Consider the following 15398-nt stretch of genomic DNA (forward strand, 5'->3'; position numbering starts at 1 on the left):
CGAGCGGCGGGAGGTTCAGCCTCGCAGCGCCTCGACGATCTTCTCGACGCGGCGCTCGCGGGTCGCGTCCTGCTTCGCCTCGGCCACGGTGCGGGCATGCTCCTTGCGCACCGAGTACGACAGGGCATCGAATGCGGAGCGCAGCTCGGCGTCGGAATCGAGGACTGTCGCAAGAGCTGGCGGAATCTCGACCTTGCGCTCGGCGGCATCCAGACGGATGGCGGCGTCGACCTCCTGGCCGATCTCCACCCCGAGCTCGGATCGGACGGCCTTGCTGAAGCCGATCATGTTCTGGCCGCCCATGCGGGCCAGGCGCAGGCGTGCGGTGCGTCCGTCGATCGTCACGGCGACAGGGAAGGTCTTGCCCGCCCCGAACGAGGCGACCTGCTCGTCGGTGAGAATGATCGCGGCGGCCGGGCCACGGCCTTCGAGGGTCGTGTGCAGGCGCAGTTCGCTCATGCGGGCAGTGTACGCCCGCGCCCGTCTGCCTCTGCTTCGGCCTCTGCGGCCAGCTGGTCGTTGCGCTGCTCGATCAGGCGTCGCATGTACTCGCGCAGTACGAGCCTGTCCACCAGCCGTCCGATGGGACCGAACGGCGAGTGGAATCTGATCGTGTCGCGCATCAGCGTGCCCTGCAGGTGCTCCTCGAACGCATGTTCGTGCCAGAACGAGCCGAACGGTCCCGAGATCTGCCGGTCGCGGAAGCCGCGGGGCGGATCGATGTCGTACACGACGGAACGCAGCCGGAACGGGATGCCGAAGTGCCGAGCCTGCCAGGTGACGATCGACCCTTCGCTGAACACACCGCCCGCCGGGGCCTCGGCCATCGTCTCGCCGTACCGAGCCATCGACCGCAGATGCAGCCCTGGGTCGAGCGCCACAGCGAAGACCGTCACACGCGGGGCGGCGATCACGCGCTCGAGCACGAACTCGGCCACGTCAGAGCGCGTCCGGCTGCGGCTTCGGGTCGCTGAAGTCTCCGGCCGCCTTGCGCATGCGCGCGACGATCGCGACCAGTTCCGTCGCGTCCTCCTTGCTGACGCCGGGGTCGGCGAAGACATCGGCGTTGAGTGCGGTGGTGGCGCGCTCGACGAGTTCGCGGCCGGCGTCGGTCAGGGAGAGCAGAGCCGCGCGGCCGTCGTGCGGATGCGGCTCGCGCACGATCAACCCGTCGCGCACCAGGCGCTCGGCCGTGCTCGTGACGGTCGTCGCGTGCACCTGGAGTCGGGCGACCACGCTGGACAGCGGCAGGCGGCCGGATCGACTGAACGCCAGCAGCCGCAGCATCTCGTAGCGGGCGAAGCTCAGCGCGAACGGCTTGAGCGCCGCATCGACCCTGGCGAGCAGCAGCTGCTGTGCCCGCATCACCGAGGTGACCACGGTCATGCCGTCGGCGGCATCCGTCCATCCGTGCGCCAGCCACTGCCGCTTCGCCTCGGCGAGCGGATCGACGGGCAGAGGGCGGGGTCGGACCACGGTTCTACGGTAGGGCATCGGGCTCGGACTCCGGGGATGTGCTCACCGGGACGGCGGCTGGTTCCCAGTCGCTCGTCGAGTGGGACTCAGTATCAACGCGCTAGAATCGACGCAGTCGTGAGGAGCAATCGATGAAGATCTTCGTCCTGGTCAAAGAGGTGCCCGACACCTACGGCGATCGCAAGCTGAATCTCGAGACAGGGCTCGCCGAGCGCGGCGCCGGCGACGTGGTGCTCGATGAGATCACGGAGCGTGCGCTCGAGGTCGCGCTGAGCCATGCCGACAAGAACGAGGGCACCGAGGTCGTCGCTATCGCGATGGCCCCCGCTGGGTCGACGGCGTCGGTGCGGAGGGCGCTCGCGATCGGCGCCGGATCCGCCGTGCACATCGCCGATGAGCAGCTCGCCGGGGCCGACCTCGGGCTCACGGCGGAGACTCTGGCCGCGGCGATCCGTCGGGCCGAGCCCGACCTGGTGATCACCGGCAACCTCTCGACCGACGGTTCGGGCGGGGTGATGGCCGCCATGCTCGCCGAGCACCTCGGCTGGGCCCACGCGACCGCGCTCACCTCTGTCGAGATCACGGCCGACGGCATCACGGGCACACGAGGGGCGGATGCCGGAGCGCAGCCGATCTCGGCATCCCTCCCCGCCGTCATCTCGATCACCGAGGCGCTGCCCGACGCGCGCTTTCCGAACTTCAAGGGCATCATGGCGGCGAAGAAGAAGCCGCTCGAGGTCCTGTCCCTCGACGACCTCGGCGTCTCGGCCGACCCGGCCGCGGCTCCCCGCACGATCATGACCTCGGTCGCCGAGAAGCCGCCGCGCGCGGCCGGTGTGAAGATCGTCGATGAGGGCGATGCCGCCGAGAAACTCGTCGAATACCTCGTGCAGAACAGGCTGGTGTGACATGACCTACCCCGAGAACCCGATCCTCGTCGTGGTCGACCTCGACCCGGCAGGCAACCCCGCCAGCAGCACTGCGGCCCTGATCGGCGCCGCCTCGACGGTCGGCGCACCGGTCGCGCTCGTCGTCGGCGGCTCGACGGAGGCCGCAGCTCAGGTCGCCGCCGCCGGAGCATCCGTCGTGCTCATGGCCGATGCCGACGAGACGATCCTCACTGTGCCGGTCGTCGATGCGCTGCAGGCCGCCTTCGAACAGGTGCGACCGGATGCCGTCCTCATCTCGAACTCGATCGCGGGGCGCGACGTCGCCGGCCGATTCGCGGTGCGCGAGAAACTGGCGCTGTCGGTCGACGCCGTCGGTGTCTCGCGCGATGACGAGGGCATCGTCGCGAACCACTCCGTGTACGGCGGTGCCTACCTCACAGACTCGGCCCCCACCCTCGGCGCCCCGGTGATCACGGTGCGCCAGGGTGCTGTCGATGCTCGCGCAGAGGCGGTCGCGTCGCCGACCGTCGAAGCGCTGACCGTTGCGGCTTCCGGCTCCGCTGCTGCCACCGTGGGTGCTGTCGAAGCGGTCGAGGCCACCTCATCCCGCCCCGAGCTGCGCGGTGCGACCCGGGTCGTCTCCGGCGGCCGTGGACTCGCGTCGAAAGAGAAGTTCGTGCTCGTCGAAGAGCTCGCCGATGCGCTCGGTGCAGCCGTCGGCGCCTCGCGGGCCGCGGTGGATGCCGGATACATCCCGCAGTCGCACCAGGTGGGTCAGACCGGTGTCTCGGTGTCTCCGCAGCTGTATGTCGCCCTCGGCATCTCGGGTGCGATCCAGCACCGTGCGGGCATGCAGACGGCCAAGAACATCGTCGCGATCAACAAAGACGGCGAGGCGCCGATCTTCGACGTCGCGGACTTCGGCATCGTCGGCGACCTGTTCACGATCGTCCCGCAGGTGATCGCGGGCCTCGAGGCGCGGAAGAAGTAGTCATGGCGACGCGAATGCTCAGGCGCGGGCTCCCGCGTGTGCCCGGCGGCGAGCCGTGGCCTCCCGGGCTCGCCGTCACGCCGGGCGCGGCCGGGTCCGACGCGCCCGTGCCCGCCGCTGCCGCGCCTCCTGCGGCCGCACCTGCCACTTCGGGGGCCGACACGCCGCTCGAAGGGCCACCTGTCCAGGCGCATTCGACATCTGGTGTGTCTGCCCCTGTTCTGAACGGGTCGGCAGCGCGGGGCTCCACCTCCGTGCGTCGCGGGCTTCCGCGGGTGCCGGGCGGCGAGGCGTGGCCGCCCGCGAATGCGGCGCCGGAAGGTGCCGCGCCGGAACGTGCCGCGCCCGAAGTCATCGCGCCCGAAGTTGCCGCTCTTGCTTCCACTTCGGGGGTCGATGCTCCACGTGAAGAGCCGTCTGCCCCGCAGCATCCGACGTCTGGTGTGTCGGCCTCCGAAGTGGGCGGTGCGACGACGCAGCGTGGGTCGTCGGTCCGTCGGGGTCTTCCGCGCACGGCGGGTGGCGAGCCCTGGCCTCCCGCCGACACCGAGGTCGTGGAGCGCATCTCGTCTCGGTCGGCTTCGCCGTCGTCGCTCGACGAGCGGGCGGATGCCGCGCCGGTTTCGCCCGACGAGCAGGGGGATGCTGCGCCGGTCGTCGACGCGACCGCCGTCACCACCCTCACCGCGCCCGCTCTCGGCGATCCGTCGATTCCGTTGCCGGCTCCTCGCACGGTCTGGAACGGCAGCGCTCCGCGGCACGTCGCGGCGACCGCTCCGGCATCCGACCGCCCTCGGCCCACCTGGACCCAGGCGATCGCCGGGCTGCTCGGAGCCGCAGCCGTCGGCATCCTGGCCGCGGCAGCGGTGGCCTTCGTGCGGGCGCTGCTGAGCTTCCCCTTCATGCAGGACTTCCTCGCGGCGTTCCCCGGCGAATACGCCCCGGCCGTCGCGGTCGAGCCCGGGTTCGCGCCGTGGGTCAACTGGGCGCACTTCTTCAACGTGTTCCTGATGGTGCTGATCATCCGGTCGGGCCTGCGCATCCGCAATGAGAAGCGGCCGACCGCCTTCTGGACCCCGCGGGGTGACCCCAAGGGCAAGGTCAGTCTGACGATCTGGTTCCACCAGGCGCTCGACATCCTCTGGCTCGTCAACGGCGTGATCTTCGTCGTGCTGCTGTTCGCCACCGGACACTGGGCGCGCATCGTGCCGACCAGCTGGGAGGTCATCCCCAACGCGCTGTCGGCGGCGCTGCAGTACGTGTCGTTCGACTGGCCGACCGAGCACGGCTGGGTGAACTACAACAGCCTGCAGCAGCTGGCGTACTTCGTGACCGTGTTCATCGCGGCGCCCTTGGCCGCGGCGACCGGTTTCCGCATGTCGGGCATGTGGCCCAAGAAGGCCGAGCGGCTGTCGAAGGCCTACCCGATCGAGTGGGCCCGCGCGCTGCACTTCCCGGTCATGATCTATTTCGTCGTGTTCATCATCGGCCACGTCGCCCTGGTTTTCCTCACCGGGTTCCTGCGCAACCTCAACCACATGTATGCCTCATCGGATGCCGTCGGCTGGACCGGGTTCTGGGTCTTCGTCGCGTCGCTGGTCGTCATCGCCATCGGCTGGGTCGCCGCCCGCCCGCTGGTCATCGCCCCGATCGCGAAGCTGTTCGGCAGTGTCTCGGGTCGCTGATCCGTTCACGATTCAGCACAGATCTCTCCTGGACCCAGCGAAACGGCCCCTTGCCGGTGGCAGGGGGCCGTTCATGCTGAATCGTGAACGCTGATCTCAGCGCACGCCGGGATCAGCGCACGAAGCGGACCTCGGTCAGCGTCTCGCCGAGGAACGGCTCGGTGTGGCTCGCGCCGTCGAGCGCGAAGCCGTTGCGCGCATAGAAGCGGTGTGCGCGGGGGTTGTCCTCCGCGACCCACAGGTAGAGGGGCTCGTCCTTCTCGACGGCCGCGTCGAACAGCTTCTGACCGATCCCGGTCGAGTGGTACGCGTCGAGCAGGTAGATGAAGTACAGCTCGCGGAATGCGGGGGCGTCCTTGTCGCGAGCGGGACCTGAGCCGACGAAGCCGACGATCTCGCCGTCGACGAGGGCGGCGCGCATCGTGAAATCGGGGCCCTGAGAGGCCCAGTGCGTCCACAGCTCTGCCATGCGACGGGGCGAGACTTTCTCGAGTGCGGCCTTGCTGATCAGGTGGTCGTAGGTCTCGTGCCAGCACTGCGCGTGCACGCGACCCAGGGCTTCCGCATCCACATCACGGACCGGACGGACGATGACTTCAGGCTGGGCTTCGGCGCTCATAGCGCGACTCTACGCGCGGCCTCCACGAACCGGAAATCGAGCGGGAGCGTTCCCAGACCGACGATGGGGTGCTGGAGGGATCGCACAACGATGTTCGCGAATCGTTCGCCGATGGCTACGATCAGTGCTCGTGAACGTGATCTGGCGCACTCTCCTCGTGATCCTCTCCGCCCGTCGCCGCGTGCGGCGAGGCAAGACCCTCGACGCGGCATCGGTCAGCAGCATCCGGCTGACGACGCTGCCGACCGACATCGACATCCTCCGTCATATGAACAACGGCCGATACCTGTCGCTCTTCGACCTCGGCCGGTGGGATCTGCTCATCCGCACCGGGCTGTTCGATGCGATGAACGAACGCGGCTGGTACGCGGTCGTCTCGAGCGAGACCGTGACGTTCCGCAAGTCGCTGCAGCTGTGGCAGCGGTTCGAGGTGCAGTCGCGGTTCATCGGTCATGACGACAAGGCGGTGTTCCTCGAGCACAGGGCGGTCGTCGACGGCGAGATCTACGCCCGCGTCATCGTGCGATCGAGGATGCTGCGCCGTACCGGCGGCACGGTCAGCAACGAAGAGCTGTTCGCCGCCGTCGGCAAGCCGGAGGGCGTGCCCGAGATCGACGCCTGGGTGCACGACTGGGCCGCGGCATCCGCTCTGCCTCCCGTGCGCACCCCTGCGCCGAGCGTGTGGAGCTGACCCCGTGACCGATCCCTGGGGTCTCGAGACACGAGCACCGCGCGACGTGCTCCTGGTCGGATGCGGCAAGCTCGGCATCCGACTCGGCGAACGCCTCGTCGCAGGGGGCTCACAGGTCACCGCCATCCGGCGCAACGCGGGCGACCTGCCTTTCCCGACCATCGAGGCCGATCTGCGGCATCCGCTCGACCGCGAGCTGCCGGCATTCGACTCGGTCGTGATCACTCTGCCGCCCAGCACCGAGGGCGACTCGATCTATCCGCCGGCGCTGCGTGGGCTCGCGAAGGCCCTGCCGACGATGCCGGAGCGGGCCGTGTTCGTGTCGTCGACGCGAGTGTTCGAAGGGCGGCCCGGCGAGACGCCGCTGACCGAGCGCGACGCGCCGCGGGTGTCGAGCGAGCGGGGCGGTGATCTGGTCGAGGGCGAGCGTCTGGCGATGGAGCTGTTCGGTGCGCGTATCGTGCGCCCGGCCGGCATCTACGGTCCCGGTCGAGACTTCCTGATCCGGCGGGTGCGCGAGGGCGCAGCGGTCGACCACACCCGCCGCACCAACCGCATTCACGAGACCGATCTCGTGCGGCTGCTCGAGGCGATGCTGCGGGCCGATTCCGCGCCCCCGCTGATCCATGCCGTGGATCGGGAGCCGGTGGTGCTCGGCGAGGTCGTCGCGCACATCGCCTCCCGGCTCGGCCTCGCGCCACCGCCGCATCTCGACCCGGAGGTCGGCGGTGGGACGGTGCTCGAGGGGCGCCTGCTGCAGGAGTTCCTCGGCGATCTGGAGTATCCGACCTTCCGTGAGGGCTACGACGAGATGATCGCCGCGCTCTGAACCCTCCCTCTCGGTTCCGGTCGCAGTTCACGCCGCCCGTTCGCGCGGGAGGCGACGCGAACTGCGACCGGAACCACCCGACGCGACCGTCGCTCAAGGGCAGGCGGGCACTGCAGTCCTAGGCTGTGCTCATGGCCGACCCGATGCCCACCGCGGATCTCGAATCCGTCCCGCTCGCGGACCGTGCCGTCGAGCTCGCCCGCCGCTGGGCGATCGAGGCCGCCGCAGCCGATGTCGACCCGGCAGCAGAGCGCCTCGCGGGTGTGCTGCAGGATGCCAACGGGCTGCCGTTCACGCTCGGATTCGTCGACGGCGTCATGCGCCCCGAGAGCCTGAGCGCCGCGGCATCCCAGCTGCGTCGCATCGCTCCGATCGTGCCCGAATTCCTGCCCTGGTACCTGCGGTCGGCCGTGCGGGTCGGTGGCGGCATCGCCCAGATGCTGCCGACTCCCGTGGTGCCCATCGCACGTCGGGTGCTGCGCGACATGGTCGGCCACCTGGTGGTCGACGCCCGCCCCGCGAAGCTCGGACCCGCGATCGCGAGGATCCGCGAATCGGGCGCCCGGCTGAACCTCAATCTGCTCGGCGAGGCGGTGCTCGGCGAGGCCGAGGCGCAGCGGCGGCTCGACGGCATCCACGAGCTGATCCGTCGCCCCGATGTCGACTACGTGTCGGTCAAGGTGTCGGCGATCGTCAGCCACATCTCGATGTGGGCGTTCGACGAGGTCGTCGAGTCGGTCGTCGAGCGACTGCTGCCGCTGTACCTGACGGCCGCCTCGGATCGCACCTTCATCAACCTCGACATGGAGGAGTACCGCGATCTCGATCTGACGATCGCGGTGTTCACCCGCATCCTCGAGGATCCGCGTCTCGAGGGTCTCGAGGCGGGCATCGTGCTGCAGGCGTATCTGCCCGACGCGCTGCCGGCGCTGCAGCAGCTCACCGCCTGGGCGCGCGAGCGCGTCGACCACGGCGGAGCCTCCATCAAGGTACGCCTCGTCAAGGGAGCGAACCTCGCGATGGAGCGGGTCGAGGCGCGGATGCACGGGTGGACGCAGGCCACCTACGACACCAAGCTCGACACCGACGCCAACTATCTGCGCTGCCTCGACTGGGCGATGCGTCCGGAGAACGTCGACGCGGTGCGTCTCGGCATAGCCGGGCACAACCTGTTCGGCATCGCGTATGCGTGGCTGCTCGCGGGCGAGCGCGGGGTGCGTGCTGCCGACGGCGCGGCCGAGGACTCCCAGCCGCCGGTCGAGTTCGAGATGCTGCTCGGCATGGCGCAGGGGCAGGTGCAGGCGGTGTCGCGCGAGGTCGGTGAGGTGCTGCTCTACGTGCCGGTCGTGAACCCCGGCGAGTTCGATGTCGCCATCAGCTATCTCGTGCGTCGGCTCGAGGAGAACGCGTCGAGCGACAACTTCCTCTCCGCCGCGTTCCGGCTGGGCGACGACGAGTCGCTCTTCGTGCGCGAACGCGACAGGTTCCTCGACGCCGTCGAGCGTTCGACCTCGCCGACGCTGCGGGTGGGCCCGTTGCGCAGCCAGGATCGGCTGGCGCCGGTGCACGAGTCGATGCGCCCCGTGCCCGTGGCGCCTGCGCCCGAAGAGGGACTGACCCAGGCGGTGCTCGGCATCTCCCGCGGTTCGGAAGACACGGGCGGGCCGTTCCTCGAGACGGCGGTGTACGCCCCGCGCGAGCTCGACGAGACGACGGGCGGAGCTCCCGGCTTCGCGAACACCCCTGACAGCGATCCGTCGCTTCCGGCCAACCGCGACTGGGCGCGCGAGATCCATGAGCGTATCGCCGGGTCGGCCCTCGGTGTCGCGACCGTCGAAGCGGCCCGCGTCGCCGATGCCGACGCGCTCGAGAGCACGATCGCCGGAGTGCGCGATGCCGCAGCTCTGTGGGGCGCGCGACCCGCCACCGAACGCGCCGAGGTGCTGCTGCGCGCGGCGGCCGCGCTCGAGGGGCGGCGTGGAGACCTCATCGAGGTCGCCGCCTCCGAGACGGGCAAGGTGTTCGCCGAAGCCGACGTCGAGGTCAGCGAGGCGGTCGACTTCGCCCGCTACTACGCGGCCAAGGCCAGAGAGCTGGATGCCGTCGCCGGCGCCGCATTCGAACCGGCGCGTGTCACGGTCGTCACGCCTCCGTGGAACTTCCCGCTCGCGATCCCGGCCGGGGGAGTGCTCGCCGCGCTCGCCGCAGGCTCCGGCGTCGTCTTCAAGCCCGCCCCGCAATCGCGTCGCTGCGCCGCCGTCATCGCCGAGACCCTCTGGGAGGTCGGTGTTCCGCGCGATGTGCTCGCTCTCGTCGACATCGACGAGGGCGACCTCGGTCGCGAGCTGATCTCCCATGAGTCGGTCGACCGTGTCATCCTCACCGGGTCATGGGAGACCGCCGCGATGTTCCGCGCCTGGCGGCCCGACCTGCCGCTGCTCGCCGAGACGAGCGGCAAGAACGCGATGATCATCACCCCGTCGGCGGACCTCGATCTCGCGGTCGCCGATCTGGTGCGCAGCGCCTTCGGGCACGCGGGGCAGAAGTGCTCGGCGGCGTCACTCGCTATTCTCGTCGGCCCGGTCGGGCGGTCGAAGAGATTCGCCCGTCAACTGGCCGATGCGACGCGGTCGCTGCATGTCGGCTGGCCGAACGACCCGCTGGCCGAGGTCGGACCCGTGATCGAGCGACCGGTGGGCAAGCTCGCCTGGGCGCTCGCCGAACTCGAGGGTGACGAGCAGTGGCTCATCGAGCCGACCGTCTCGGACGAAGACCCCTCCGGTCGACTGTGGCGACCCGGCATCCGTGTCGGGGTGCAGCCGGGGTCGCGCTTCCACACCGAGGAGTTCTTCGGGCCGGTGCTGGGCATCATGCACGCCCCGACGCTGGAGCGTGCGATCGAACTGCAGAATGCGGTGGAGTACGGCCTGACGGCGGGGTTGCACACGCAGGACCCTGCGGAGCTCGCCCTGTGGCTCGATCGGGTGCAGGCCGGCAACCTCTACGTGAACCGCGGCATCACGGGTGCGATCGTGCAGAGGCAGCCGTTCGGCGGGTGGAAGCGATCATCGGTCGGACCCGGTGCCAAGGCGGGCGGACCGAACTACCTGATCGGACTCGGGTCGTGGCGCTCGAGCGGATCCGGCACGGTGTCGAGCACGCTGCACCTGCGCGGGCTCGATTCGCGCATCACCGACCTCATCGAGGCGGCACAGCCCTCGCTCGGCTTTGAGGCGTTCGAGTGGCTGCGTCGTTCGGCGCTCTCCGATGCGCTCGCCTGGGACCGTGAGTTCGGGCAGGTGCGCGACGTCTCGCATCTCGGTGTCGAGCGCAATCTGTTCCGCTACCGTCCGGTGCGTGTCGCGATCAGAGCCACTGCGGATGCCGGCTGGCAGGAGCTGCTGCGCGTGGTGATCGCCGCGGTGCGCGCCGGAGCCGGATTCGTGCTGTCGACCCCCGTCGGTCTGCCCCCGGCGGTGCGCCACGCGCTCGGTGAACTCGGTGCCGTCGTCTACATGGAGACCGACGACGAATGGATCGAGCGGATGCGGCGGCGCGGCGAAGACACGAGCGGAGTGCTCGAGTCGGCAGACGACGAGCTGCGGCCGAGCCGGGCACGACTGGTCGGCCCGCGCGACTCGGTGGCCGCGCTGCACCGCGCACTGGCCGTGGCAGTCGGAGGCGACCCCGACCTCGCGGTGTACGACGGCGAGGTCACCTCTGCCGGGCGCATCGAACTGCTGCCCTTCGTGCACGAGCAGGCGATCGCGATCACCGCGCACCGCTACGGCAACCCCGACGACTGGAGCGCCGCGGTCATCTGATCCGGTCGCTCTCCGGCATCCTCCTCTCGCGCTTCGCGCCTCGCGCTTCGCGCTTCGCGCTTCGCGCTTCGCGCCCCGCTTCGGCATCCCGTCGTCCCGACTCCCGCCGGCTGAGCGTGGTCAAAAACGCATCCCCACAGCGCGATTCCGATGCCTTTTCGACCCCGCCTGCGCCCGCAGATGCACTTTTGACCCCGCCTGGCGCGCACCGCCCGAGGTGTAAAGAATTCTTGACACACCGGATGCCGCGGGCGTACTCTCGTGTCAAGAATCTTTTACATGGGAGGCATCATGGTCTACGAAGAGCGCAACGCCTGGGCCGGTCTCATCGTCGGTGTCGTGGTGATCGGGGCGTATGTCGTGATCGTCCTGCAGCAGGCGGCCGGCGGACCGGTGACCGACGTCGACTGGTTCCCGCTCATGATGTGGACGATCGGCGTCGGGATCGTGGCCACGATCGTGCTCAGCATCGTCTGGGGCATGATCGCCGGCGCGAAGGATCCTGACGGGGTCGGCAAGTCCGACGTCCGCGACCGCGACATCAGTCGCATGGGCAGCCGCGTGGAACAGTCCTTCGTCGTGATCGCCGGCCTCGGCGTGATCACCCTGTGCGCGGTGGGCGCCGACCTCTTCTGGGTCGCCAACACGATGTTCGCGGGGTTCGCCGTCTCGGCCATGGTCGGCAGCGTCGCGCGAGTCGTCGCCTACCGTCGGGGGCTCGTCTGATGGTCAAGCCCACACTGGTCTCCAACCGCATCCGCGCTCATCGCGAAGCGGCGGGGCTCACCCAGGCCGAACTCGCCCGCAGCATCGGCGTGACCAGGCAGACGCTCATCGCGATCGAGCAGGAGAAGTACTCCCCGTCGCTCGAGCTCGCGTTCCAGATCGCTCGCGCCTTCGGCGTGGGGCTCGACGACCTGTTCCAGTACCCGCAACCCACGAGCACGGAGGTGTGACATGACCGAGACCGACAAGACCCCGACGAACAAGACCGAGATGATGCCGGCGTGGAGTCGCGAGACCTACGGCTCGGCCGACGGCTTCCGGCTCGGGCAGATTCCCGTTCCCGTGCCTCGGCGCGGCGAGGTGGTGCTGCGAGTGGAGGCGACCGCGCTGCATGCCGGCGACGTCCGCCTCATGCTCGGCGACCCGCTGCTCGTGCGCCCGATCTTCGGGCTGACGCGTCCCAAGTATCCGGTGCGCGGCATGGAGGTCGCGGGAACCATCGTGGCGGTGGGGCCGAATGCGATCGGCGCCGAGCTCGGAGAGCGTGTCGTCGGTGAGCTCACCGGTGGTGGAGGACTCGCGTCGCATGCCGCTGCGCCTTCGGCGCGTCTCGTGCCGATCCCGCCCGATGTCACCTCCGAGACCGCAGCGTGCCTGGCGGTCTCGGCAGGAACGGCCTGGCAGGCCCTCGACCGCGCGGGAATCGGCTTCCGCCCGGCCAGAGGCAGTGCGGCCGGACACGTTCCCCGCGTTCTCGTGATCGGAGCCTCCGGGGGAGTCGGCACGTTCACGGTGCAGCTCGCGGCGCTGCGCGGCGCCGAGGTCTGGGCCACGTGCGGCGAACGCAACTTCCGGCTCGTCGAGCACCTCGGAGCCGTGCGCACCCTCGACCACCGCACGTCGCCGCTGGCCGATCTGCCCGTGGCGCACTTCGACGCGGTGATCGACATCGCCGGCGGCATGGGGCTGCGCGAACTGCAGCGACTCGTCGTGCCCGGTGGGTCGGTGGTGCTCGTGACCGGCGACGGCGGACACGTGCTCGGGCCGATCCCGCGGATGCTGAAGGCGGCGTTCCTGTCGATCGGGTCGAGCCGTCGCATCCACCCGCTGGCGGCGACGGCTCGCCCCGAGATCCTGGCCAAGCTGCTCGAGCTCACCGCTGAGGGGCGCATCACGCCCGTGATCGAGCGGGAGTATGCCTTCGACGAGGCATCCGACGCCCTCGCTCACCTCGAAGCGGGTCACACGGTGGGCAAGGTGGTCGTGCTCGGAACCTGACCCCGAGGGGCCGCGCTCTGGCGGCGTCCAGGGGGCGGGTGACAGAATGGAGGCTGGCGTGCCCGAGTCGCATCTTCCCCTGGCGTCGGCTCTCACCGAGCGACGCGGGTCGAAGGACCGCCGGGCCCCTGGACAGCGTCCGCCGCATCCGTTCGAGGAGCCCCATGTCTGTCGAAACCACTGCGCCGGCATCCGAGACCGTCGCCCCGGTCCGCACCGCACACCACCGTCGCTATCTGATGTGCAAGCCGTCGCACTTCACGGTGAACTACTCGATCAACCCGTGGATGGAGCCGACCAAGCCCACCGACACCGCGCGCGCCGTCGAGCAGTGGCAGAAGCTCCACGACCTCTACCTCGAGCTGGGTCATGAGGTCGAGCTGATCGAGCCCCTCGCCGGGTACCCCGACATGGTCTACACCGCGAACGGCGGGTTCCTGATCGACGGCCGCGCGTACGTGCCGAAATTCCGCTTCGTCGAGCGTCAGGGCGAGGCCCCCGCGTTCGCCGACTGGTTCCGCGGCGCCGGCTACGACACCGTGATCCCCGAAGAGGTCAATGAGGGCGAGGGCGACTTCCTGCTCGTCGGCGACGTGATCCTCGCGGGCACCGGCTTCCGCTCGACCGGCGACAGCCACCGCGAGGTCGGAGAGGTCTTCGGCCGCGAGGTCGTGTCGCTCAACCTCATCGACCCGCGCTTCTACCACCTCGACACCGCGATCGCCGTGCTCGACCCGGTGCAGGGCGTCGAGAACGGCGGCCCCGAGCGCGCGAACATCGCGTACCTGCCCGGTGCCTTCGACGACGCCAGCCGGGCGATCCTCGAGGAGCGGTTCCCCGACGCGATCCTCGTGTCCGACGAGGACGGGTCGGTGTTCGGACTCAACTCGGCGAGCGACGGCTACAACGTGGTCATCTCGCCGCGCGCCCTCGGCTTCGAGAAGCAGCTGCGCGAGCGCGGCTACAACCCGATCATGGTCGACCTGTCCGAGTTGCTGCTCGGCGGCGGCGGCATCAAGTGCTGCACTCTCGAACTGCGGGGTGAGGCGTGACCGCCGCCGACGCGGGCGTGTCGGCAGAGCCGCACGTCGCCCACAACTATCACCCGCTGCCGGTCAACATCGCGCGCGGTGACGGAGCCTGGGTGACGGATGTCGAGGGCAAGCGGTACCTCGATCTGCTCGCCGCCTACTCGGCGGTGAACTTCGGCCACCGGCATCCTGCTCTCGTCGCGGCTCTCACAGAGCAGCTCGGTCGGGTCACGCTGGTCAGCCGGGCGTTCCAGAGCGATCGGCTCGAGCCGTTCGCAGCGGCGCTCGCGAAGCTCGCCGGCAAGGACATGGTGCTGCCGATGAACACCGGTGCCGAAGCGGTCGAGACGGGCATCAAGGTCGCCCGCGCCTGGGGATATCGGGTCAAGGGCATCGCCGACGGGCAGGCGCGGATCATCGTCGCCGCCGGGAACTTCCACGGACGCACCACCACGATCGTCAGCTTCAGCGACGACGAGCAGGCGCGAGCCGACTTCGGCCCCTACACGCCGGGCTTCGACGTGGTTCCCTACGGGAATGCGGATGCCGTCGCCGCCGCGATCACCGAAGACACCGCCGCGGTGCTGATCGAACCGATCCAGGGCGAAGGCGGAGTGGTGATCCCGCCGGAGGGGTACCTGCGCCGGATCCGCCAGATCTGCGACGAGAAGAACGTGCTGTTCATCGCCGATGAGATCCAGTCCGGACTCGGACGTGTCGGCGAGACCTTCGCGTGTGACCGCGAGGGCGTCGTGCCCGACCTGTACCTGCTGGGCAAGGCGCTGGGCGGCGGCATCCTGCCGGTGTCCGCTGTGGTGGGTGACGCCGATGTGCTCGGAGTCATCCGTCCGGGTGAGCACGGGTCGACCTTCGGCGGCAACCCGCTCGCCGCGGCCGTGGGGCTGCGCGTGGTCGAGATGCTCGAGTCGGGGGAGTTCCAGGAGCGCGCTCGCGCACTCGGTGCTCACCTCGCTGCCGGGCTCGAGCCGCTGAAGGGTCATGGGGTCACCGAGGTGCGCATCGCCGGCCTGTGGGCGGGCGTCGACATCGATCCCGCCAAGGGCACCGGGCGTGAGATCGCCGAGAAGCTGCTCGACCGCGGGGTGCTGGTGAAAGACACGCACGGGCAGACCATCCGCATCGCGCCGCCGCTCGTCATCCGCGCGACCGAGCTCGACTGGGCCGTCGAGCAGCTGAAGCTGGTCCTGGGGCACTGAATCCCCGGTCCGCCGGGCGACACGCCCGGCGGACGGCCTGGATTTGCCGGAACCCCGGAACCCACGTAACTTATTACTTGTTCGCCCCACAGGGAAGCGGAGAGGCCGAGAGCTTCACCCCCCTCAAGCGGAGAACCACCT

At 69.7% G+C, this 15398-nt stretch carries 15 protein-coding genes; 11 read left to right on the forward strand and 4 right to left on the reverse strand.

Annotated features, from left to right (window positions below):
* Positions 1 to 15: 15 nt before the first annotated feature.
* The 3 genes from QMA07_RS11165 to QMA07_RS11175 are packed head-to-tail and all read right to left on the reverse strand — an operon-like array spanning position 16 to position 1476.
* Positions 16 to 459, reverse strand: coding sequence for a YdeI/OmpD-associated family protein (locus tag QMA07_RS11165; RefSeq protein ID WP_290161850.1), 444 nt, complete (start codon positions 457 to 459; stop codon positions 16 to 18).
* Positions 456 to 938, reverse strand: a complete 483-nt coding sequence (locus QMA07_RS11170; RefSeq protein WP_290161852.1) for an SRPBCC family protein — start codon at positions 936 to 938, stop codon at positions 456 to 458. The genes QMA07_RS11165 and QMA07_RS11170 overlap by 4 nt, the downstream gene beginning before the upstream one ends.
* A 1-nt stretch (position 939) precedes the next feature.
* The gene (locus tag QMA07_RS11175; protein WP_290161854.1) at positions 940 to 1476 is read right to left on the reverse strand and encodes a MarR family transcriptional regulator; all 537 of its coding nucleotides are present in this window, start codon (positions 1474 to 1476) and stop codon (positions 940 to 942) included.
* Positions 1477 to 1607: 131 nt separating this feature from the next.
* Between QMA07_RS11175 and QMA07_RS11180 the strand changes: the two genes are divergently transcribed.
* The 3 genes from QMA07_RS11180 (at position 1608) to QMA07_RS11190 (ending at position 5042) form a co-directional block, all read left to right on the forward strand.
* Positions 1608 to 2384: an electron transfer flavoprotein subunit beta/FixA family protein gene (locus tag QMA07_RS11180; RefSeq protein ID WP_290161856.1), complete on the forward strand. Its 777-nt coding sequence runs from the start codon at positions 1608 to 1610 to the stop codon at positions 2382 to 2384.
* Between the two features lies 1 nt (position 2385).
* Positions 2386 to 3357, forward strand: coding sequence for an electron transfer flavoprotein subunit alpha/FixB family protein (locus tag QMA07_RS11185; protein WP_290161858.1), 972 nt, complete (start codon positions 2386 to 2388; stop codon positions 3355 to 3357).
* 443 nt (positions 3358 to 3800) lie between these two features.
* Positions 3801 to 5042: a cytochrome b/b6 domain-containing protein gene (locus QMA07_RS11190; protein ID WP_290161860.1), complete on the forward strand. Its 1242-nt coding sequence runs from the start codon at positions 3801 to 3803 to the stop codon at positions 5040 to 5042.
* Positions 5043 to 5154: 112 nt separating this feature from the next.
* Here the strand turns inward: QMA07_RS11190 and QMA07_RS11195 are convergent, their stop codons facing one another.
* The gene (locus QMA07_RS11195; protein ID WP_140038193.1) at positions 5155 to 5661 is read right to left on the reverse strand and encodes a GNAT family N-acetyltransferase; all 507 of its coding nucleotides are present in this window, start codon (positions 5659 to 5661) and stop codon (positions 5155 to 5157) included.
* Between the two features lie 130 nt (positions 5662 to 5791).
* On the opposite strand from QMA07_RS11195, the gene QMA07_RS11200 reads away from it, so the two are divergent.
* The 8 genes from QMA07_RS11200 (at position 5792) to rocD (ending at position 15257) form a co-directional block, all read left to right on the forward strand.
* Complete coding sequence (locus tag QMA07_RS11200) at positions 5792 to 6352, forward strand: acyl-CoA thioesterase (RefSeq protein WP_290161865.1); 561 nt, start codon at positions 5792 to 5794, stop codon at positions 6350 to 6352.
* Between the two features lie 4 nt (positions 6353 to 6356).
* Complete coding sequence (locus tag QMA07_RS11205) at positions 6357 to 7181, forward strand: hypothetical protein (protein ID WP_290161867.1); 825 nt, start codon at positions 6357 to 6359, stop codon at positions 7179 to 7181.
* A 131-nt stretch (positions 7182 to 7312) separates the two neighbouring features.
* A complete protein-coding gene (locus tag QMA07_RS11210; RefSeq protein WP_290161869.1) occupies positions 7313 to 11005 on the forward strand; it encodes a proline dehydrogenase family protein in 3693 nt (1230 codons plus the stop codon).
* A 279-nt stretch (positions 11006 to 11284) separates the two neighbouring features.
* Positions 11285 to 11731, forward strand: a complete 447-nt coding sequence (locus QMA07_RS11215) for a hypothetical protein (protein WP_290161871.1) — start codon at positions 11285 to 11287, stop codon at positions 11729 to 11731.
* A complete protein-coding gene (locus QMA07_RS11220) occupies positions 11731 to 11961 on the forward strand; it encodes a helix-turn-helix transcriptional regulator (RefSeq protein WP_042541438.1) in 231 nt (76 codons plus the stop codon). The genes QMA07_RS11215 and QMA07_RS11220 overlap by 1 nt, the downstream gene beginning before the upstream one ends.
* A gap of 1 nt (position 11962) precedes the next feature.
* Positions 11963 to 13009, forward strand: coding sequence for an NAD(P)-dependent alcohol dehydrogenase (locus QMA07_RS11225; RefSeq protein WP_290161875.1), 1047 nt, complete (start codon positions 11963 to 11965; stop codon positions 13007 to 13009).
* Between the two features lie 164 nt (positions 13010 to 13173).
* The gene (gene ddaH / locus QMA07_RS11230) at positions 13174 to 14061 is read left to right on the forward strand and encodes a dimethylargininase (protein ID WP_290161876.1); all 888 of its coding nucleotides are present in this window, start codon (positions 13174 to 13176) and stop codon (positions 14059 to 14061) included.
* On the forward strand, positions 14058 to 15257 hold the full coding sequence (rocD, locus tag QMA07_RS11235) for an ornithine--oxo-acid transaminase (protein ID WP_290161878.1): 1200 nt from the start codon (positions 14058 to 14060) through the stop codon (positions 15255 to 15257). Before ddaH ends, rocD begins: the two co-directional genes overlap by 4 nt.
* The last annotated feature ends 141 nt before the right edge of the window (positions 15258 to 15398 follow it).

The sequence above is a fragment of the Microbacterium sp. APC 3901 genome (assembly GCF_030407765.1).
In the GTDB taxonomy this organism is placed as follows: domain Bacteria; phylum Actinomycetota; class Actinomycetes; order Actinomycetales; family Microbacteriaceae; genus Microbacterium.